This is a genomic window from Stenotrophomonas sp. YJH_SMC_57, assembly GCF_059369755.1.
In genome coordinates, this window is the sequence record NZ_JCAFSZ010000009.1 from 1 (window position 1) to 21,726 (window position 21,726).

The window sequence follows — 21,726 nt, forward strand, 5'->3', positions numbered from 1 at the left end:
CACCAGCGCGAGTACCACTCGAATCAACAGCAAAGAGAGTCCGTTCATGGCTTAGTCCCAGCTCAGTACACCGCGGGTGACCGGCCGTTCGGCCGACCAGGGGGAACACCCACCTGCATTGCAGGCACGCACGCGATACTCATGCGCGCAGTACGTCCCGCCGCTGTCATTCACGTAGGTTGAGGGGCCCGTGTACAGACGCTGGCCACCACCGCCGCTTTCAAGCTGATACTCCGTTGCGTCTGCCACCGGACTCCATCCTGCGGAGCACTGGACCTGATAAGGCGGCCTGCGTGTCGTCAGCCACTCCGCCAGGTAAAGGCTCGTCGCCGCCGGCGGCAGCACCACCGCCACCGTCACGACTCCCGAATACGGGCTGCACCCGACGAAATTGCAGGCTCTCACCCGATACGCATAGCTGCCCTTGCCACGGCTGGCGCCAAAGCTGTTCGCAGCGCCGTTGTGCACCACCGTCCAGCCAGCGCCGTTAGCACTCTCTTCCAACACGAAGCTCTCGCTGTTGGCGGGCACCGACCAGCTCAGGCTGTACTGCGGCACATTGACCAGGCCCGGCGCACTGATCACCGGCTCGATGGCCGGCGGCCCGATCACCGCCACCGATGCCGTGCCCGACCACGGACCGCAGCCGGCGCCATTGCAGGCGGCAACGCGGTAGCCGTAGTTGCCGACACCGCGTGCCGCAGTGGCGTAGGAGCCGGCATCACCGTCGAACAGCGTCACCCATCCGCCACCATTGCTGCTTTCCTGCAGCGTGTAGCGCGTGGCGCCGGCCACCCCGTTCCAGCCAATGCCGATGTTGCCCGGTGCGGAACGTGCCGGCGCCGAAATGCCCGGCGCGCCTGCAGGCGGATACACCACGGTCACCGCCGCACTGGCGCTGTAGGCGGTGCATCCCACCGGATTGCAGGCGCGGACACGATAGCCGTAGCTGCCCGCGCCCTTGCCGCTGAAGTCCCTGGATTGACCCGCCGCATTGTGCACCTGGGCCCAGGCGCCACCATTGGCGCTCTCCTCCAGCTCATAACGCTCGGCACCGGACGCCACAGACCAGCTCACGCCGTAACTTCCGTTGAAGGCCGTCGCCGGCACGCTCAGGGCCGGCACCGTGGACGGCGCCAGCGCCACCGCAACCGAAGCGACGTTGCTCCACTCACCACATACCGCGCGGCAACCGCGCACGCGGAACTGGTAGGTACCTGTCGCCAGGCCGGTGCTGGTGAACGATTGCGCCGCGCCGTCGAAGACGGTGCTCCAGGCACCGGCCAGCGCGCGCTGCAGTTCATAGCGGTTTGCCCCGCCGGCCGGGCTCCAGGTCAGGTTCACGCTGCCTTCGGTGATGTAGCCGGGCGCGCTCAGCGCAGGCGCCGCGGGGGCTGCTGCGCCGTGCACCTGGGCCACCAGGCTGCCGGACAGGTACAGGTAGTCGGTCTGCTTTCCGGTGCGCTCATTGCGCTGGAAACGCAGCACGCCGCCGTTGTCGTAGAACGAGTAGATCGCCCCCTTCCCACTGGCGCTGGCCTTCACCCGGCGACCATGGGCGTCGTACTCGTAGCTCTCCGCCGCGCCCGCATCCCGCAGGCGATTGCCATAGTCGAACGAGAATGCCTGACCGTTGCGGACCGACAGGTTGCCCTGCACGTCGTAACCCAGGCCCGTCACGGTCGCCCCCGTCCCGGTTTCGATCACGTTGACCAGGCGATTGCTCGGATCGAAGTAGTGCGTACGGTCGCGACTGCCGACCCTGGCACGGCGCAGGTTGTCCAGTGCGTCGTACTCGTACAGTGCATTGCCGAAGCCCGGCGCGGTCACCGTACGCAATCGGTCCAGGCCGTCATAGGTCATGTCACGGTTGCCGGGTGCGCCCGGCAGGCCGTCGGAGATGGCCATCACATTGCCACCGGCATCGTAATCGTAGCTGTCATCGAGCACCGCGGCCGCAGCGGTCGCGTCGCGGCTGCGCTCCGGCAGGCCACGGGCATTCTGGGTCAGGGTATGTGCGATGCCGTTGCCGTAAACGAATCGCGCCAGCGCACCATTGGCAAAATAGCTGGCGCTGTTTGCGTAACCGCCGACCGCTGTAGCCCGCCCCAGCGCATCCGGGGCATAGCTGACGACGCGCCCGCCCGGGTAAGTGTTACTGGCCAGCGTGCCGTTGGCATCGTAGCCGTACGCCAGACTCAGGTTGCCCAGATCCGGATGCTGCAGCGTCTCGCTGCTGAGCAGGCGCCGGCGATTGTATTGATAGCGGTTGACGACCATCGGCCGGGCCGGGTCGTTCTGCGTACTGATTTCCGCGGGCAAGGCATCCGGCGTGTAGGACCAGCGCTGGTTTCCGCGCCCATCCGGGAACGTCAGGGTCGACAGTCGATTGGCGGCATCGTAGCTGCGCGCCACCACACGGCCGCTGGCAAAGGCCTCGCTGCGATTGCAGTCGGCCGCGCTGCCCAGGCCGGTCCCGGCTGCGGACCACAACACGTTGCCGGCCGCATCATAGTCCTGCACCGTCGCGCCGGTTTCCGGCTCGATGGTCTTGCACAGCTGCTGGTAACCGTCATAGACGTAGCGGCGGGTCAACGCCTGGCTGCCATCGGCCGTGCGGCGGGTGATCGCCAACGGCTTGCCCAGCGTGTCACGCTGGATCTCGGTCACCACGCCTTCTGGATGCTGCAGTGTCAGTGGCATCTCGTAGCTGGGCTGATCGTAGGCGAGATGCCGCGTGGTGGTGGCCTGCCCGCGCGGGTTGGTCACCTTCACCGACACGTTGCCCACATACTCGGTGCGCGTTACCAGATCGCCCAGTTCCGACGATTGGCTGACCACCACCGGCCGGCCCAACGCGTCGTACTGCGTCGTGGTGCCCGTCATTGCTGCATTGATGTCGGTGAGCTGTCGCGTGGGGTACGACGCAAACACCGTCTTGCCACTGCTGTCGTAGCGGGTCACCACCGCGCTGTCGAGCGCGTTGTTGGCATTCTCGGTGACCAGTACCGGGCGGAACATGGCGTCCAGATAGGTGTCGGTACGGCGTCCGCCCTGGGTACGGGAGTGCTTCCACGCGCCGGCCGGCACACCCAGCTGGGCGCCGCCCAGCCGCTGCAAGTCCATGGTCACACCGTTCCAGTTCACTTCATCGCCACCTGGGAACTGCTGGCTGCGCAGCCGCCCCATGCTGTCGTAGCTGAAGCTGGTGGTTGCGCCGACTTCATCGGTCAGTGAAGCGATCCAACCATTGTCATCGACGGCAACGGTACGCACCGCGCCATTGGGCGCCTCGGGTGTGGCTGGCATGCGCAGCTGCTGCGGGATGCCGCGCTTCCATCCAGACAGGTGACTGGTATTGCCACGGCCGTCGGCCACCGATGCCACCGTACCGTCGGCGGCATAGGTCACCTGCTGCGCCAGGCGGCCGAATGCATAGGCGCGCAGCGGCAGCGCATTGGCCGGGTCGAACTCGGTGCGCGACTCCTCGATGCCGTTGAGCAGGCTGCGCGCCACCTGGCCATTCACCCACAGGGCGGCATTGTCGTAATAGCCGGTCGTCCGGGTCCGGCTCTGGCCGGCGGAATTCCCTTCGTCCACCGTGACCTCGCGGACGAAGGCATCAAAGGCCTGTACGGTGCGGGTGAACTGCACGCCGTCCTGGTTCACGACCGTGCTCTGGACCGGCCGATTCAGATGTTCCCCAAGTTCGGTCGCCCCGTACTTGAGATTCCGTCCCGCCTCACGCGGAAACGGTGCATTGGCAATCTGCGCATCCGGGTAATAGTTGTTGCGCTCCGTGCGGACCACAGTGCCGCCAGCGCTGGTACTGGTCGACAGCAGCAGACCGTCGTTGTAGCCGACTTCCTTGCCGAATTCGTATGTCCGGATGACCCCATCGGGCAGGGTTTCAATCGTTATCTTCGGTTCCGCCTGCCCGACCGGGATCGCTGGCCAGCCGGCCTGGTCAACCCGCCTGTCGTACTCCCACCCCAGGTTGGTGTACTGATAACTCCATTGCGCCGTGGGCATCGCCGGACCGCTGATCCGCTTTGCCACCAGCGACATCGCGTCGCGGTAGATGGGCGTGAGGTTCCACCCATCGGCCAGCAGCTGGTCGTCGCCGGACGTCTGGCAATTGAAGGGCACGTTCTTGCGCCCATGCCGGAAGGGTCGGAACACGAAGGTTCCGACGGCTCCAGAGGGATGGGTGATGGACGCCGCCACTTCGGTCTGCACGATCTTGTTCGTCTTCGCGCACAACGCCGGCGCTTCCATGTAGGCCCAGACGTCCTGCCCGGTGTACTCCTGGTACTTCTTCGTCACATTGACCGGAGGCAGGTCATAACTCCAGGCAGTGCCATCGGGCAGCGTGACCGATTGCAGCGTTCCCGCCGGCGTATAGCCGTAAGTCCAGGTACGGCCCGCCGCCAGGGCCGTTGCGATGCGCCCCTGCGAGTCATAGGTCAGGCTGATGCTGCGCCCGTCGCTGGCGATGATGCGATCCAGGCGCCCGCCGCTCCACTCATAGCGGACCCAGTTGCCGAATCGATCTACGACCTGCGACGGATAGAGGAAGACCTTCTTCCGCTGCAGCGTCGAATGGGTGATGGTGTCGTAGGGCTGCATGACAGCCGGGTCGTTGTGGCGCGCCACCATCCAGTCGAAGTAGTACTTGGTTCCGTCCGGCGCATGCCCCAGGAAGCCTTCGCCCGGCTGGCCGCTCTTGAGGGAACTGAGGCAGGAGAAGAACCATCCACCCTTGGTATTCCACGGGGCGGGCATGCCGAGTTGCGGGGTGGGCTGGCGCGCATCTCCGCTGCCGGCAAGAACCGTTTCACCGCTGCCGCCAGGCAGTGACAACCGCACTCCTTCCCAATAGGTATGGGGTGCGAACACGGTCGTCTGGGTATGGTTGTAGTTCCAGACGTCCAATGACGGAGGTGCGGAGACGGTCGAGCAGCGCGCGCTCGGTGTCCAATGACCTGCCACCGCCGTTTCCGGCTGATCTCCGTAGGTGCCCGAAAGCGACGGGATATCCAGCGTCCAGTTTCCGTACTCGTTGTCGTTTGCGCTGCCGCCGATATCTCCATAGCTGCGGCCCAGCGACACCGCCAGGCCACCGTTGCCGGGAATGGAGATATCGGTGGCACTGAAACTGACAGAGCCGTCATACAGGTTGACCTTCTCGCCGAAGATGTCCCCCTTCAGCGGCTCGACCAGATCGCCGTATTTCAGCCGCTTGTCGTATTCCTGGCGCCAGGTGGGAACGATCTGGGCAGAGGCCAGTGCCGGCGCCAGCGACAGGGCCGTCACCATCAGCAGCAGCGAAGACCTGATCGGGCCGGCATGGCGCGAGCGGAGCGTGATGCGGAACCGCATGGGGATCCTCCTTGGATCGTCCGTCCTTGAATGCGCGCACAGACAGCAGGACCTGTCCCCTGGCCAGCGCGATCTACACCCATTTATGAATCAAACATGAAGATCGCATCAAGGCGACATTCACGACAGGATCGGCAAACAGCCTGGGAACAGCCTCCACTCCGGTCCGCGCCCAGCCTCAGGACCTGCGCCGCAGAAGGCGTGCCCCATCTAGAATGCCCGCATGACCACCCTGACCTACCGGGCCGCCACGCCGGCCGACATCCCCGCCCTGATCGCCCTCGTCACTTCGGCCTACCGGGGTGACGCCAGCCGTGCCGGCTGGACCACCGAAGCCGACCTGCTGGACGGCGCCCGCATCGACGCCGAAGGCATCCAGGCCGACCTCGACCGCCCCCGCTCGACCATCCTGCTGGCCGAACGCGAGGGCCGGCTGGTGGCCTGCGCCCACGTCGCCGATGTCGACGGCAAGGGCTACTTCGGCATGTTCTCGGTCGACCCGGCCCAGCAGGGCGGCGGCGTCGGCAAGCAGCTGATGGATGCGGCCGAAGCGCACGCCGCGCGCGAATGGAACGTGCCGGTGATGCAGATGACGGTGATCGACGTTCGCGACGAGCTGATCGCCTTCTACGAGCGTCGTGGCTACCAGCGCACCGGCATCAAGAAGCCGTTCCCGTATGGCGACGAACGCTTCGGCATTCCCAAGCGCGACGACCTGCGCTTCGAGATCCTGGAAAAGCCGCTGGCCGGAGCCACCGCGTGAACGAGGCCTGGACCTTCGTCTGTGCCGGCGCCGAACTGCTGCCGGGTGAAATGAAGAGCGTGTTCGACGAAGTGACCGGCACCCCGATCGTGGTGTTCAACCTCGATGGCGAGCTGTATGCGCTGGAGGACCAGTGCACGCATGAAGAGTTCGAGCTGTCCTCCGGCGAGTTCAACACCACCGAGGGCAGCGTGGAGTGCGTGCTGCACGGCGCGCGCTTCGACGTGCGCGATGGCCGCGCCCTATGCGCCCCGGCCTACACCCCGGTGCCCAAGTTCCCGGTGAAGCGTGAACACGACGCCATCTGGACTCGCGACGACCGCGACTGAGGCGCCCCCCCCCCCCCCCCCCCGGGGCAGCCAACCCAAGGGGTGAAGCTGCCGGAAGCGGCTGAGCGCCCGTTCAGGGCCTCGTAGGGCCATCCTGGCAGCCCGCCCCATCGCGCACATGCGAATCATTATCGTTGATGTTATTCTACGTAACATCTTCGTAACGACTCCGCCCCGCGCCATGGCTTCGCCCGCGCCCGCCGCCATGCTGTGCCAGCTCGCCCGCCAAGGGTGGCCGCTGCTGGTGGCCGCGCTGCTGACGCTGGTGCTGGGTTGGTCGGCCTTGCACGAAGGGCGTGGTACGGCAACCGCCGCCATGCCCACGGTACACGCCCAGGGTGCCGCGCCCGCGTCTCCGCCACATGCACTGCCGCACGAACAGGCGATGCACCGCGCTGAGTCCGAACCTGATGGTAGTCGCAGCGACAAGCCAGCGGTGCTGCGATGGCTCTGCCTGCAATACCCACAGCGTGCCCCGTCGGACGCTCCGGCGACGATGACACCGGCTTCTGCGGTGCACGCGCCGGACCGACGCCAGCCCCCCTCACAGGCACCGCCACTGCTGTTGGCCTGACGCTCTGCTGCGCGCTGCGCAGTCGTTTCCGCACGTCCCCCTTTCGCTCCATGCCCTGCTGCCGCGCCGCCTGCGTCGGCCGCCCCTTCCTGTTCCCTCTCTGCAGACGCCCATGAAACCGATCAAGAGCCGCAAGCACGCTTCTCCGCTTCGTACCCTGCCGTTGGCCACCGCCAGTCTTGCCGCCGGCCTCGGCCTGGCGGCCCTTCCCGCGCTGGCCCACGCCGAGGCCGGCGACAACGCGCGCACCCTGGACAAGATCGATGTGCACGCCACCCGCGGCTACAAGGCCGACAAGGTGGCCTCGCCGAAGTTCACCCAGCGTCTGCAGGACACCCCGCAGACCATCCAGGTGATCACCAGCGACCTGTTCAACCAGCAGGGCGCCACCACGCTGACCGAAGCGCTGCGCAACAGCCCCGGCGTGGGCACCTTCTATGCTGGTGAGAACGGCAACACCACCACCGGCGACGCGCTGTTCATGCGTGGCTTTGACACCTCCAACAGTCTGTATGTGGACGGTGTGCGCGACCTGGGCTCGATCTCGCGCGATGTGTTCAACATCGAACAGGTGGAGGTGACCAAGGGCCCGGCCGGTACCGACAACGGCCGCTCGGCACCGACCGGTGCCATCAACCTGGTCAGCAAGCAGGCCAACCTGCAGGACGCTACCTCGGCCAGCGTTTCGCTGGGCAGCGACCAGCAACGCCGTACCACCGCCGACTGGAACCAGTCGCTGGGTGCGACCAGCGCGCTGCGCATCAACGGCATGTGGCAGGACAGCGGCCAGCCCGGTCGCGACCACGTGCAGAACAAGCGCTGGGGCATCGCGCCGTCGCTGGCCTTCGGCCTGGGCACCGCCACCCGCTACTACCTCAACCTGCTCTATGTGAAGCAGGACAACGTGCCCGACGGCGGTGTGCCGACCCTGGGCCTGCCTGGCTGGACCCCGCAGCCGACGCTGGAAGCGCTGGCCGGCCGTCCGGTAGACCCGGAAAACTTCTACGGCACCCATGCCGACCACGATGATGTGACCGCGCAGATGGCCACGTTCCGCTTCGAGCACGACTTCAACGACAGCGTGCGCCTGACCAATACCGCACGCTGGGGCCGCACCGAACAGGACTATCTGCTCACCGCCTTCATGGGCACCGGTGTGCGTGGTGCGAATGGGCGTCCGACCGGCAACATCACTTATATCAACCCGGCAGACCTTGCAACCTACACCATTGCGCGCAGCCTGCCGACCTTCAAGGATCAGCGCAACACCATCCTCACCGATCAGTTGAACCTGCGCGCGGACTTCTCCACCGGCGCGGTAGGCCATGCACTGAGTGCCGGCCTGGAATTCACCCGCGAAGAACTGGACAGCTACGGCCAGGCCGCCACCGGTGGCAGCAGCTGGCCGGCTGCCAACCTGTACGACCCCAACTGGAACGTCACTGGCCTGAACTGGGCGCACAACGGCGCCGATGCCCACGGCAAGACCACCACCTCGGCGATCTACCTGTTCGACACGCTGTCCTTCGGCGAGAGCTTCCTGCTGACCGCAGGCGTGCGTGCCGATCATTACAAGACCGAGTACGCCAGCGCCTCGGTCTGTGGCGGCCGCGGCGGCCCAGTGTGTGGCAGCAACCCCACCGGCACCGTGCTGCGCAACCCGACGCTGGACGCGTCCGATACCCTGCTGAACTGGAAGCTGGGCGCGCTGTACAAGGTGGGTGAAACGGTCAGCGTGTACGCGAACTACGCGCTTTCCCAGCAACCGCCAGGCGGTGCCAACTTCCAGCTGAGCAGCTCGGCCAGCAGCGCCGACAACCCCAAGCTGGACCCGCAGAAGGCCAAGACCTTCGAGGTGGGCAGCAAGTGGGCCTTCATGGAGGATGCGCTGGCGGTGAACCTGGCGCTGTTCCAGACCGATGTGGAAAACGAAATCAATACCACCGTGCTGGACGACGCCGGCAACCCCACCCAGACCGGCAGCAAACGGGTGAAGGGTGTTGAGCTGTCTGCCGTGGGCCGCGTGTCCGAGAACTGGTCGATCAGCGCAGGCTACAGCCACTTGAACACCGATGTGAAGGATGGTGCCAAGGTGGCCGCCGATGGCACCAACAACCTGGTCTATACCCCGGACGATACCTTCACCGGCTGGACCAGCTACGTGCTGCCGCATGGCATTACCCTGGGCGGCGGCGTGCGCTATGCCGCCGGCATGCACCGCGGTACCGACGGCGCCGTCGGCACGCCGGCATTCACCAAGTCCTACACGGTGTACGACGCCATGGTCTCGTGGGCGGTGAACGATCACGTGTCGCTGCGCTTGAACGGCTACAACCTGTTCGACAAGCAGTATGTGGCCAGCATCAACAAGAGCGGCTACCGTTACACCCCGGGCGCACCGCGCACTTTCCTGCTCAGCGCGGACATCCGCTTCTGATGGCAAGACGCGGGGGAGCCCGTCTCCCCCGCGCATCACAGAGGAACCACCATGCTGCTGCACATACCCAACGTGCTCGCCCCGGAAGAGGTGGCACAGATGCGCCAGCGGCTGGATCCGGCCGATTGGGCCGACGGTCGCGAGACCGTCGGCGCGCAGGGTGCGCAGGTCAAGCACAACCAGCAACTGCCCGATGCCTCGCCGCTGAAGGCAGAACTCGGACAGCGCATACTCGCCGCACTGGGTCGCAGCCCGTTGTTCTTCGCTGCCGCTCTGCCGCTGAAGGTCCTGCCACCCCGCTTCAACCGCTACAGCGGTGGTGGCACCTATGGCTTCCACGTCGATGGCGCGGTGATGAACCTGGCCAACGGCGAGCAGCTGCGCTCGGACATCTCCTGCACCCTGTTCCTGTCCGCGCCCGAAGAGTACGAGGGCGGCGAGCTGATCATCAGCGATACCTACGGCGAGCACGAGGTGAAGCTGCCGGCCGGCGACCTGATCGTGTACCCGTCCAGCAGCCTGCACAAGGTCAATCCGGTCACCCGCGGTGCGCGCGTGGCCTCGTTCTTCTGGGTGCAGAGCATGGTCCGAGACGACGTGCAGCGCCGCCTGCTGTGGGAAATGGACGGCTCGATCGAACGCCTGCGGCAGACCGGCGGCGACGCCGAGGCGGTGCTGCAGCTGACCGGCGTGTACCACAACCTGCTGCGGCGCTGGAGCGAAGTCTGAGCCGCACACGGCCGGGCCTGCGACATCTCGGCAATCATTCTCATTTGCAACCGCTAACCGCTCTCATTACAATCTCGCCCCGTTGATGCCGGCCCCTGCCGGCAGACGTCCGGGGATTCCTGCTTGCTGCGCCCGCTTCGCCCTCGCCCACTCATCCATCGCAAGATGGGCACCGCCATGCGCGGCCAGCGTCCTGCGCTGGCCAGCCTGTTGGCGTGGGTGGCGATGCTGGCGTTGCTGCTGGGCACGCTGCCGCTGCTGCCGCATGCGCCGGCGCCGATGACCGTGCAGGTGCCGCTGGAAGAGCGCGGCGGCGAAGGCCCGCTGCAGGAAGAAGCACCGGCCAAGCTGCGCCGCTGTGCCGCTGCCCCGGTGAAAGCGGCCGAGAAGTCACCGCCGCCGTTGCTGCTGGCCAGCCAGTGGCTGCGCACTGAACTCGAACTCGTTCCCGCCACGCCGGCCATGCCCGGCGTGCGCCCGGACTGGCCACTGGCCGCTCCGGATACGCCCTGGGCCGATGCGCCCGGGCGCCGCCAGCAACGCGGCCAGGCGCCGCCGCTCGCCTGATCCACGGCCCGGGGTGACCGCGTGCGCGGTCGCCTGCGCGCGCCGCTGCCTGCTTCATTCCCGTCTGCTCCATCCCTGCTGCCCCTGACCGGGCCTTCCGTGCCTGCCGCGCCCTTCGCGCATGGCAATGCACCACCCTGCATCCTTCGAGGTAACTGCCATGGCCCAGCGCCATCGTGTCCGTTCGTCCCTGTCCCGCCCCCTGCTGACCAGCGCCGTGCTGGTGGCCCTTTCCGCCCCCGCCTTCGCCCACGGTGACGCCTCCGGTGCACCGCAGACGCTGGACAAGGTGGTGGTCACCGCGTCCGGCTTCGAACAGAAGGTGATCGATGCACCGGCCAGCATCAGCGTGGTCAGCCGCGAGGAGCTGAGCAAGCGCCCGTACACCAACCTGGTCGATGCATTGCGCGACGTCGAAGGCATCGACGTCGGCCTGGAAGCGACCGACAAGAACGGCCGCGCCACCATCTCGATGCGCGGCCTGCCCTCCGAGTACACCCTGGTGCTGATCGACGGCCGCCGCCAGAGCAACGTCGGCCAGCTGTACCCGAACAACTTCGGCGGCGGCCAGTTCGCCTACCTGCCCCCGCTGGATGCCATCGAGCGTATTGAAGTGGTGCGCGGCCCGATGTCCACGCTGTACGGCTCGGATGCGATGGGCGGCGTCATCAACATCATCACCCGCCGCAACCAGGACAGCTGGCACGGCGCCATCACCCAGGGCTTCACCGTGCAGCAGGACGACCAGTTCGGCGATGCACGCACCACCGACGTTTACCTCAGCGGCCCGCTGATCAAGGATCGCCTCAGCCTGGCGGTACGTGGCAGCTACTACGACGCCAAGGCATCGAGCCCGGAGTGGGAGGCGCTGACCCTGCCCGATGGCACGCTGTGGGAGCGCAGCATCGGCTTCGGTGGCGGTGGCAAGTCGGTGGCCAACACCAACTGGAACACCGGCGTTCGCCTGGACTTCCGTGTCAACGATGACCACGAACTGTGGCTGGACTACGACGTCTCGCGGCAGAAGTACGACAACAGCGAAGGCCAGACCGGCACGCTGGACAGCCTGGCCAGCCTGTGGCGCGTCGGCAACGCGGTCATTCCCAACCCGAACGGCAGCGGCACGGTCACCCGCCGCGTGGTGCAGCCGCGCGTGGGCTACACCGCCTACCAGCGCTACGAGCGCGACCAGCTGTCGCTGACCCACCAGGGCCGTTACAGCTTCGGCACCTGGCAGACCTCGCTGACCCACAGCAAGAGCAGCAACCTGGGCCGCTCGCTGCCGCTGACCCTGGACGAACGCGCCAACCTGCAGACGCTGTGGAATGACGTCTGCCGTCGCACCGGCGCGGCCAACAACTGCGCGGCCGGGCGTGGCAACGCACTGACCGCCCTCAACCCGAGCGAAATGGCACGCCTGCAGGCGTTCCTGCCGCGTCCGCTGCGCACCATGGAACTGGAAGGCTACGTGCTCGACACCATGCTCGACCTCGACTTCGGCGCGCACAAGCTGACCGTCGGCGGCCAGTACAACGACACCGACATGATCGACGGCGTGTTCGGCATGGACGGTGCCGGCTACCGTAGCAACACGAAGCAGAAGCACCGCATGTGGGCGCTGTTCGCCGAGGACAACTGGGCGCTGACCGACACCCTGACCGCCACCTTCGGCCTGCGCTACGACGACCACAACGTGTTCGGCAGCCATGTCAGCCCGCGCGGTTACCTGGTATGGAATGCCAGCGATGCCTGGACCTTCAAGGGTGGCGTCAGCACCGGCTACAAGACCCCGCGTCCGGACCAGCTGTTCCCGGGCATCACCGGGTTTGGTGGCCAAGGCGTGCTGCCGCTGGTGGGCTCGCCCAACCTGAAGCCGGAAACCAGCACCAACTACGAGCTGGCCGCGTACTACGAAGGCCAGCGCTGGGGCTTCAACGTCACCGGCTTCATCAACAAGTTCGAGGACAAGATCGCCAGCGGCGGCACCTTCCCGAACTGCGAAGTGGCGCTGGCCGGCAGCGGCTACTGCGTGGACATCGGCCCGGGCTGGGCGTCACTGGGCTACAGCGCGTTCACCCAGAGCGTGAACATCGACAAGGCCGAAACCCGCGGCGCGGAACTGGCCGGTCACATCGACCTGCTCGACACCCTGCAGCTGCGCGGCAACTACACCTGGACCAAGAGCGAGCAGACCAGTGGCCCGCAGAAGGGGCTGCCGATCACCGGCACCACCCCGGCAAAGCACATGGCCAACGCCAGCCTCAACTGGCAGATCAACGAGGCCATCAGCCTGTCGTTGATCGGCGAGGGCCGCTACGACCGCTACCGCGACACCCTGCTCGACGCCAATGGCGTCAGCCAAACCCGCTACTACGAGGACTACACCATCTTCCACCTCGGTGGCAGCTGGCAGGCCACGCCGTGGCTGACGGTGAACGCACGGGTCAACAACCTGTTCGACAAGAACTTCGTCTCGCAGTCGTGCCTGCTGATCAGCCAGAGCGAGTTCAACTGCGTGGACGACTACGCGACCAAGGACCAGCGCCGCAGTTACTGGATCTCGTTGAACGCGAAGTTCTGACCGCGCCCTGGGTAGTGCCGGCCGCGGGCCGGCATCGCCTTGGCCCGGTGGGTGCCGACCTTGGTCGGCACCGCTTCATCCACGCATGGCGTGGATCTACCAATCTGCGGTAGTGCCGGCCAGGGATACAGAACGACACGCAATTGCGAGCTATTCTCATCAATGATGTAATGAGCAGTCCCCATCCGCCCCGAACCGTGCCGTGAGCCGTCCTGCTTCTTCCACCGTGCAGCAGCAACAGAGCCGTGGCTTCTGGCTGCGCACGCTGCACCAGTGGCACTGGATCAGCTCGGCGGTGTGCCTGATCGGCATGCTTCTGTTCGCGGTGACCGGGCTGACCCTCAACCACGCGGCGAAGATCGAGGCCAAGCCCCAGGTGCAGAACCAGCACCTGGAACTGCCGGCCGAGCTGCTGGGCCAGCTGGGCACGCGCGAGGACGGCAACGCGCCGATCCCGCGCCCGGCCCGACAATGGCTGGACACCCAGCTGGGCATCGCCATTGGCGGGCGCCCGGCCGAGTGGTCGGCCGAGGAGATCTACCTGTCGCTGCCGCGCCCCGGTGGCGACGCCTGGCTGAGCATCGATCGCGAAACCGGCGCGGTGGAGTACGAATCAACCTCGCGCGGCGTGGTGTCCTACCTCAACGACCTGCACAAGGGCCGCAACGCGGGCCCGGCATGGGGCTGGTTCCTGGACCTGTTCGCCGTGGCCTGCCTGGTGTTCTGCATCACCGGCCTGTTCCTGCTGCACCTGCATGCGCGGCAGCGTCGCATGACCTGGCCGCTGGTCGGCCTGGGCCTGATGATTCCGCTGCTGATCGCCCTGCTGCTGATCCACTGACTTTTCCCTCGTTCCCGGAGCCGCTCCATGCGCGTCACCCTGACCATCGCCCTCAGCGGCCTGCTGGCCACCTCGCCGGCCTACGCCGCCACCCTCGACATCAACGTCGAAGTGCCCAAGCTCAACGTGGCCGAATACCACCGCCCGTACGTGGCGGTGTGGCTGGAAGGCGCCGACCAGAAGGTCGCGGCCAACCTGTCGGTCTGGTACCAGCAGACCAGCAACAGCGAGGGCCATGGCACCAAGTGGCTGCCCGACCTGCGCCAGTGGTGGCGCAAGAGCGGCCGCACCCTGCAGGTGCCGGTGGACGGTGTGACCGGCCCGACCCGCCCGGCCGGCAAGCACGCGCTGTCGTTCACCGACAAGCAGCCGGCGCTGAAGCAGCTGGCACCGGGCAACTACACCCTGGTGGTCGAAGCGGTGCGTGAAGTCGGCGGTCGTGAACTGCTGAAGATCCCCTTCACCTGGCCGGCCACCGCCGCGCAGAACGGCAAGGCGCAGGGCGCCACCGAACTGGGCCAGGTCACCCTCGCCGTCAAACCCTGAAAAGGGGACGGAGGGGATTAAGTCGTAATCCCCTCGCCCTTGTCGCACCACCCCGCATCCACTGGAGTCTTCCGCATGAAGCGCACGCTCGTCCTCGCCGCCGCCCTGGCCGCTGCCCTTCCCTTCTCCGCCCTGGCCCACAAGGCCTGGCTGCTGCCCTCGCAGACCGTGATCGCCGGCAACGCGCCCTGGATCACCGTCGACGGTGCGGTCTCCAACGACCTGTTCTACTTCAACCACGTGCCGCTGCGCCTGGAATCGCTGGTGATCACCGCCCCGGATGGCAGCACCGTGCAACCGCAGAACGCCTCCACCGGCAAGTACCGCAGCGTGTTCGACATCGAACTGAAGCAGCCGGGCACCTACCGCATCGCCTCGGTCAATGACGGCCTGTTCGCCACCTACGAGCAGAACGGCGAGCGCAAGCGCTGGCGCGGCAGCGTGGCCACCTTCGGCGAACTGCCGAAGGACGCGAAGAAGCTGGAAGTGAGCCAGTCGATCGGCCGCGTGGAAACCTTCGTCACCAACGGCGCGCCGAACGACACCGCGCTGAAGCCGACCAACCGTGGCATCGAGCTGGTTGCCGTCGGCCACCCGAACGACCTGTTCGCCGGTGAGGAAGCCACCTTCCGCGTGCTGGTCGATGGCCAGCCGACCGCCGGCCTGGAGTTCGAGATCGTGCGCGGTGCCACCCGCTACCGCAATGCGCAGGACGAGCTGAAGCTGACCAGCGACGCCAAGGGCGAGATCAAGGTGACCTGGCCGGAAGCCGGCATGTACTGGCTGGAAACCGGCACCGAAGACAAGAAGACCTCGGTAAAGCAGGCCGCCAAGCGCCGCCTGAGCTACGTCGCCACGCTGGAAGTGCTGCCGCAGTAATGATGCAGATCGCGATGCCGGGCCAGCCCCGGCATCGCGCCTGCGCACCACCATGACCGATACCCCGCTCGATATCGCCCGCCTCGGTGGCACCACCATGGGCACCACCTGGAGTGTGTCGCTGGTCGCGTCGCGCCAGCGCGACCTGCACCCACTGCATGCCGGCATCCAGGCGCGGCTGGACGAGGTGGTCGCGCAGATGAGCACCTGGGAATCCGGCTCGGACCTCAGCCGCTACAACCGCGCCGAGGCCGGCCAGTGGTGCACGCTGCCGGCCGAAACGCGCCAGGTGCTGGCCTGCGCACAGGCCATCGCGGCTGCCAGTGACGGCGCCTTCGACCCCACCCTTGGCCCGTTGGTTGCACTGTGGGGTTTCGGTGCGCATGCCGGTGAACGCCGACAACCCGATGCCGCCACCCTGCAGGCCACGCGCGCACGCTGTGGTTGGCAGCGCCTGCAGTGGCAGGACGATGCGCTGCTGCAGCCGGGTGGGCTGGAACTGGATCTCTCTGCGATCGCCAAGGGCTTCGGCGTCGATCACGTCGCCGCCTGGCTGCGCGCGCAAGGCATCGCGGCGGCGCTGATCGAAGTCGGCGGCGAGCTGGCCGGCTATGGCCGCAAGCCCGACGGCCAGCCATGGCGCGTGCTGGTGGAATCGGCACCGGAAGAAGACGCGCACACCGGGACCCCGCCACGGGTACTCGCGCTGGACGGGCTTGCGGTGGCCACTTCAGGTGATCGCTGGCACCAGTACCAGGCCGATGGCCAGGCCTACAGCCACAGCCTCGACCCGCGTACCGGCATGCCGGTGCGCCAGGTTGCAGCGGCAGTGACCGTGGTTGCCGACGACGCGATGCATGCCGATGCCTGGGCCACCGCGCTGACCGTGCTCGGCCGCGAGCACGGCATGGCACTGGCCGAACGCGAAGGGCTGGCCGCACGCTACCTGCAACGCACAGCAGAAGGCCCCCGCGAATTCCTCAGCAGCGCCTTCCAGCGCCTGCTCGACGAGCAGGATGCATGAGCGCACGTCCGTCGCGCGCGTGGCTCGGCAACGCTCTGGTCCTGCTTCTGCTGGCGCTGGTCGGATGGGCGCTGCTGCGCCTGCACCTGGGCGAGGCCTGGTGGCAGGGTGCGCCGCCGGCACGGCAATCGCAGGCCGCGCTGATCGCTACGGCGCTGTATGCGCTGGCCTGTGCCGCGTTGTGGTGGCGTGGCCGCCCGCGTGACGACGCCCCATCGGGCGATACCGCGCCGATCCTGCTGGTCTGGGCCAGCCAGACCGGTTTCGCCCGCGAACTGGCCGAACGCAGTGCCGAGGCCCTGCGTAGTGGCGGCGTGCCGGTGCGTGTGCGCGGACTGCATGAGGTGGACGCCGCACTGCTGACGGCCAGCCAGCGCGCGTTGTTCATCGCCAGCACCACCGGTGAGGGCGACCCGCCCGACCATGCGTTGCCGTTCCTGCGCGGGGTAATGACCACGCCACCGCCGATGCAGCACCTGCACTACGGCGTGCTCGCGTTGGGCGATCGCAGCTATGGCCACTTCTGTGGATTCGGCCATCAACTGGACCAGTGGCTGCGCCAGCACGGTGCGCATCCGCTGTTCGATGCGATCGAAGTCGACAACGCCGATCCGGCGGCGCTGCGTCATTGGCAGCAACTGCTCGGGCAGCTCGGTGGAGGCGCCAGTGAACTGCCTGACTGGAGCCCGGCCGAGTACCAGCCGTGGGCGCTGCTGCAGCGCGAGCATCTGAATCCGGGCAGCCCCGGTGGTCCGGTGTACTGGCTGCGCCTGCAGCCACCCGCTGGCGTCGCTGTGCAGTGGCAGGCCGGCGACATCGCCGAGATCGGTCCGCAGCACGCTCGCCACAGCGCGCGCGCCTGGCTGGGGGCACAGGGCTTCAATGCGGACACCGTGCTGGATGACGGTCAGACCCTGCTGGCCCGCGTCGAACGCTCGCACCTGCCCTCGCTGGTCCCTGCCGGGGATCTGCCTGCGTTGCTGGCAACCCTGCAGCCACTGCCACATCGCGAGTACTCGATCGCCTCGGTCATGTCCGATGGCGCGGTGGAACTACTGCTGCGTCGCCAGCTGCGCGCCGATGGCACACCAGGCATCGGCAGCGGCTGGCTGTGCGACCACGCGGCCATCGGCGAACCGGTGCAGCTGCGTCTGCGCCGGAACGACAATTTCCATGGTGTCGCCGCCGATGTGCCGCTGCTGCTGATCGGCAACGGCACCGGCATCGCCGGCCTGCGCGCGCATCTTCACGAACGCGCGCGCAGCGGCGCACGTCGCACCTGGCTGCTGTTCGGCGAGCGCAGCGCCGCGCACGACTTCCACTTCAGGGAAGAGCTGCATGCGATGCAGGCCGATGGCACGCTGGCGCGGCTGGATACGGTGTTCAGCCGTGACGGCGGCACGCACCGTTATGTACAGGATCGGCTGCTGGCCGAAGCGGCAACACTGCGGCAGTGGATCAACGAAGGCGCGACGATCCTGGTCTGCGGCAGCCTGCAGGGCATGGCACCGGCAGTGGATGCGGTGATCGAGCAGGTGCTGGGTGTTGCCGGCAAGGAAGCGCTGCTGCTGGCCGGCCGCTACCGGCGCGACGTGTATTGAGGCCGCCGCATCCTGGTGGGTGCGAACCGCCTTCTGGTGGGTGCGAACCGCCTCCTGGTGGGTGCGAACCGCCTCCTGGTGGGTGCGAACCTTGGTTCGCACGGTGACGCAGTATCGGCGGCCGCGTCCACGCATGGCGTGGCTCTACCCGGTCATTCCATCATCGCCGGACTCACCCGTATCGCCAGCAGTTCGCCACCGCCCTGCAGCGCATGCCGCTGGCGCTCTCCGGCCGACAACCACGCCGTATCTCCGGCCTGCAACGGCGGCAAGCCACTGTCGGCACCAAACTCCGCCTGACCGGCCAACAGGTGCAGCGCCCAGGCCACGCCCGGTTCGCAGAAGAAGAACATCGACCCCACCAGCGGCCGGTGCAACAGCTCGGCCTGCAGCAGGTCGCGCTTCCACATCAGGTTGAAGTCGTGGGTGGTGCCATCGACCAGTTCGCCATGCAGCGCTTCCTCACCGGCAAACCGCACGCGGCCATGCGGTGGCAGCACTTCGGCCACGCGGCCATCTTCGAAACGCAGGCGCACGCCATGGCCCTGCAGCAACACCAGTTCGCGCTCCACACCGGGGAAGGCAGAGAACGCCGCATCCTGTTCGATCTCGGCCACCGACAGGCGCAATGCCCAGTCATCGCCTTGTGCCGGCAGGCGCAGGATCTCGCGGGTCCAGCCAAGTCCATTCCGCCAGCGTTCGCGGCGATAGTCCAGGCTGGAAATCACCTGGCTCGGAGTGTGCAGCAGGGAGTCGATGTTCATCGGGGCATTGCATCACGCCGCGCGCCGTCGTGCATCACCGCATGGCGAGCGTGCCCTGGCCACCACACTCGCCGCTCAGCAGCTGCGAATGCTTCAGCCAGTCCTGGTCGGGGTAGTAGGCGAACACCATCGTGCCCCCACGCAACGCATCGATCAGCGGCCTGGCCACCGACAGGCGCACCGCCGGGCAGCCCAGGCTGCGGCCAAGCCGCCCCTGCAGCTGCGCGGTGGCCGGGTTCACGTAGGGCGCACCGTGGATGACGATCGCGCGTTCGCGCGCACGGTCGTTGAAGCCCGGTTCCAACCCGGCCAGGCGCAGCGAGTAGCCGTTGCCGCCCATGTAGGTCTCCTGCGCGGTGAACGCGCCGAGGCTGGACATGAAACTGCCATCGCGGTTGGAGAAATGCTCGGTACGGTTGTCGCCGCTGTTGCGTCCGTGCGCCACCCATTCCTCGAACAGCAGGCGCTGGTGAGCGAGGTCGAACACCCACAGGCGCGGCTCGGTGGACGGCCGCGAGTAGTCGATCACGCTGAGGCGATCACCATTGATGCCCAGCTCGGGCCGCTGCAACGCACAGCGCATTGCGTGCGCCGCCAGCTGCAACACGTGGCGGTCGGCCTTGGGCGCACTGCGCGACAGCAAGGCGGCCAGGTCATCGGCACTGGTGGCAAGGGCGGGCGTCTGTGCCAGCGCCGGGGCGCTGGCGGAGGTCGCCAGCAGGCCGAACGCGGCCAGCCGGCACAGGCGGGATGCAGTCATGGGCACAACGGGGAGGCTCAATTACCCTTCAGGGTGGACCCTGGCGGCTCGGATTCCAAGACCGGCTGCATTCCGGATTCAGCCGGGCTTGGGCGGACCGCCGGCAGCGAGGTAACCAGCAGGGTCGTGCCCGGCACCAGCACCTGGTACAGCTGGCGGGCGAAATCGGCCGGCAGCGCCATCGGCAGGGAGGGCGTGGCCAGCAGGTCCGGGGTGGCCTGGGCGCGGTCCTGGCCCAGCAGCGGGTAGGCCGTCCACTGGTGCAGGCGCTGGTTCACATCCAGCGGGCTGGGGGTATCGCTGTAGCCCTGCCCCATCACGAACAGGGTGGTGCCCTGGAACGCCGGCAGGGCGTCGGCCTTCAACGGCGACTCGCCGATCATCACGCCATCGCGCAGCACGTACAGGCGCTGGTCGTGCAGGCTGACCAGGATGCCGACCTGGCCGGCCGGGGCCGCGCTGTCGTTCCACCAGGCCTGTGCGGCACTGCCGCCCTCGGTTTCCGGCAGCGCCTGCCCGCGCGCATTCACCGGCGCCAGCACCGAGGGATAGGCCAGGGTCATCGGCGAGCTCTTGGCATCGGCCACGACCACGGTATCGCCGCGCTGGGTTTCGCTGAACAGCTTCTGCGCAAAGGCCTGCGGCAGGCGCACGCAGCCGTGCGAGGCCGGGTGGCCAGGCAGGCTGCCGCCATGCAGGGCGATGCCATCCCAGGTCAGCCGCTGCATGTACGGCATCGGCGCGCTGTTGTAGAGGTTGGACCTGTGGTCCTTGTCTTTCTGCAGGATGGTGAACACACCGGTCGGCGTCTCGTGCCCGGCCTTGCCCGAACTGATCGTGGTCAGGCCGATGGCGATGCCGTTGCGGTACACGTAGGCCCGCTGCTCATCCAGGCTGACCACCAGCACGATCGGGCCGGTCGGCGAGATTTCCGGATGCCACAGGAACTCGCCCGGCTTGAGGTCGGTCGGCCCGCGCACGTCCGTGGTGCTGGCGGCAGCAGCGGTCGTTTTGGCAGCCGCCGTCGGCGCAGCGGCGTGGGCCAGCAGCGGCAGGGCCAGCGCAAGGGCGAGCATCAGGGTCGTGGGGCGGCGCGGAAGCATCCAGCGGTGTCCTTTCCATCCGAAGCGGCCACCGTACACCATCGGCCCGTGGTGGCCGCGGCAAAACCAGGCGCCGGAAATGAAACTGCCCGGCGACACAGCCATGTGTCGTACCGGGCAATCGTTACGTCCTTGTCGGCCTGCTGCCGCCCCCTCGCATCCTGCGCTGTGGGGGTAGCGTTGCGTCCTGCACGCGGCCGCGTCTGTCCTGCTTGTATCTCAGCCCCTTCCACAGGTCTGTGATGCCACCATCCTGGTGATTGGTGCCGCGTCCTGCGGCGGTCGGTGGTCACGGCCATCCTGTCCGTGTCCGGTGAACCAGCCTCCTGCCGGTTCCGACGATTCCTGCTGTCAGCGCCTGGGTACGGTCCGCACCGGTACCGATCCGGGTACCGGATCCGCTGGCAACAGCCTGTTGCCTACGGTGATCCGCTGTCGATTCCGTTCGACGATTGCTTTCCCTATCCCCTTCACCTGCGTCAGGTCCTCGACGCGGTGAAACGGGCCGTGTCTGCGCCGGTGCTCGACGATCGCCTCGGCCTTGGTGGCTCCGACCATCGTCAATCCCTGCTGCAGCGCCTGTGCATCGGCACGGTTGATATCGATCAGTTCGGCGGCATGTGCCCCCGCGATCCCCATCATCAGCACCAGTGCCCTCAACACGACAAACCAAGGCACGACGTGTATCTCCTTGTGGTTCTGGCTGCCCCGACCGGCATTCCCGTCGGTCGAAACAGTGTCCGTCACCACATGTGCACAGCCTATCGGTTTCCCGCATTTCCGTAAGCCAGCCAAATACCCGACGTGATGTAGGAAAAACCCTACCCCGGCACAGGCGTAGAATGC

16 protein-coding genes are annotated in these 21,726 nt (G+C 67.1%); 11 read left to right on the forward strand and 5 right to left on the reverse strand.

All coding sequences use genetic code 11. The annotated features are described in order from the left end of the window. Positions 1–51: 51 nt before the first annotated feature. Positions 52–5,382, reverse strand: a complete 5,331-nt coding sequence (locus AC5P7U_RS13210; protein ID WP_197563990.1) for a wall-associated protein — start codon at positions 5,380–5,382, stop codon at positions 52–54. A gap of 223 nt (positions 5,383–5,605) precedes the next feature. Here AC5P7U_RS13210 and AC5P7U_RS13215 point away from each other — a divergent pair, with 223 nt between their 5' ends. The 11 genes from AC5P7U_RS13215 (at position 5,606) to AC5P7U_RS13265 (ending at position 18,253) form a co-directional block, all read left to right on the forward strand. Then, the gene (locus AC5P7U_RS13215; RefSeq protein WP_006423155.1) at positions 5,606–6,145 is read left to right on the forward strand and encodes a GNAT family N-acetyltransferase; all 540 of its coding nucleotides are present in this window, start codon (positions 5,606–5,608) and stop codon (positions 6,143–6,145) included. Beyond that, a complete protein-coding gene (locus tag AC5P7U_RS13220; RefSeq protein WP_006423147.1) occupies positions 6,142–6,474 on the forward strand; it encodes a non-heme iron oxygenase ferredoxin subunit in 333 nt (110 codons plus the stop codon). The genes AC5P7U_RS13215 and AC5P7U_RS13220 overlap by 4 nt, the downstream gene beginning before the upstream one ends. 686 nt (positions 6,475–7,160) lie before the next feature. Beyond that, positions 7,161–9,485 carry a catecholate siderophore receptor Fiu gene (locus AC5P7U_RS13225; protein WP_053449035.1) on the forward strand — a complete coding sequence of 775 codons (2,325 nt, stop codon included), beginning with the start codon at positions 7,161–7,163 and terminating at the stop codon, positions 9,483–9,485. Positions 9,486–9,536: 51 nt separating this feature from the next. Continuing rightward, on the forward strand, positions 9,537–10,214 hold the full coding sequence (locus tag AC5P7U_RS13230) for a Fe2+-dependent dioxygenase (RefSeq protein ID WP_006423086.1): 678 nt from the start codon (positions 9,537–9,539) through the stop codon (positions 10,212–10,214). A gap of 165 nt (positions 10,215–10,379) precedes the next feature. After that, the gene (locus AC5P7U_RS13235; RefSeq protein ID WP_197565039.1) at positions 10,380–10,781 is read left to right on the forward strand and encodes a hypothetical protein; all 402 of its coding nucleotides are present in this window, start codon (positions 10,380–10,382) and stop codon (positions 10,779–10,781) included. A gap of 160 nt (positions 10,782–10,941) precedes the next feature. After that, positions 10,942–13,362 (forward strand): TonB-dependent receptor domain-containing protein, encoded by a 2,421-nt coding sequence (locus tag AC5P7U_RS13240; protein WP_006423077.1) that lies wholly within the window; start codon positions 10,942–10,944, stop codon positions 13,360–13,362. Between the two features lie 202 nt (positions 13,363–13,564). Continuing rightward, positions 13,565–14,203, forward strand: coding sequence for a PepSY-associated TM helix domain-containing protein (locus AC5P7U_RS13245; protein WP_049457002.1), 639 nt, complete (start codon positions 13,565–13,567; stop codon positions 14,201–14,203). A 27-nt stretch (positions 14,204–14,230) separates the two neighbouring features. Further along, complete coding sequence (locus AC5P7U_RS13250) at positions 14,231–14,749, forward strand: DUF2271 domain-containing protein (RefSeq protein WP_006423068.1); 519 nt, start codon at positions 14,231–14,233, stop codon at positions 14,747–14,749. A 75-nt stretch (positions 14,750–14,824) separates the two neighbouring features. Then, the gene (locus AC5P7U_RS13255; RefSeq protein WP_006423067.1) at positions 14,825–15,628 is read left to right on the forward strand and encodes a DUF4198 domain-containing protein; all 804 of its coding nucleotides are present in this window, start codon (positions 14,825–14,827) and stop codon (positions 15,626–15,628) included. A gap of 52 nt (positions 15,629–15,680) precedes the next feature. Next, positions 15,681–16,652 (forward strand): FAD:protein FMN transferase, encoded by a 972-nt coding sequence (locus tag AC5P7U_RS13260; RefSeq protein WP_197564153.1) that lies wholly within the window; start codon positions 15,681–15,683, stop codon positions 16,650–16,652. Next, positions 16,649–18,253: a sulfite reductase subunit alpha gene (locus AC5P7U_RS13265; protein WP_197564154.1), complete on the forward strand. Its 1,605-nt coding sequence runs from the start codon at positions 16,649–16,651 to the stop codon at positions 18,251–18,253. The genes AC5P7U_RS13260 and AC5P7U_RS13265 overlap by 4 nt, the downstream gene beginning before the upstream one ends. A gap of 152 nt (positions 18,254–18,405) precedes the next feature. Here AC5P7U_RS13265 and AC5P7U_RS13270 read toward each other — a convergent pair whose 3' ends face one another. The 4 genes from AC5P7U_RS13270 to AC5P7U_RS13285 form a co-directional block, all read right to left on the reverse strand. Next, on the reverse strand, positions 18,406–19,017 hold the full coding sequence (locus AC5P7U_RS13270; RefSeq protein WP_006423049.1) for a HutD/Ves family protein: 612 nt from the start codon (positions 19,015–19,017) through the stop codon (positions 18,406–18,408). Positions 19,018–19,051: 34 nt separating this feature from the next. Continuing rightward, positions 19,052–19,777 (reverse strand): murein L,D-transpeptidase catalytic domain family protein, encoded by a 726-nt coding sequence (locus AC5P7U_RS13275; RefSeq protein ID WP_006423048.1) that lies wholly within the window; start codon positions 19,775–19,777, stop codon positions 19,052–19,054. Positions 19,778–19,794: 17 nt separating this feature from the next. Beyond that, positions 19,795–20,880: a L,D-transpeptidase family protein gene (locus AC5P7U_RS13280; RefSeq protein ID WP_197564155.1), complete on the reverse strand. Its 1,086-nt coding sequence runs from the start codon at positions 20,878–20,880 to the stop codon at positions 19,795–19,797. A 351-nt stretch (positions 20,881–21,231) separates the two neighbouring features. Beyond that, positions 21,232–21,558, reverse strand: coding sequence for a ComEA family DNA-binding protein (locus AC5P7U_RS13285; protein WP_230078884.1), 327 nt, complete (start codon positions 21,556–21,558; stop codon positions 21,232–21,234). Between the last annotated feature and the right edge of the window lie 168 nt (positions 21,559–21,726).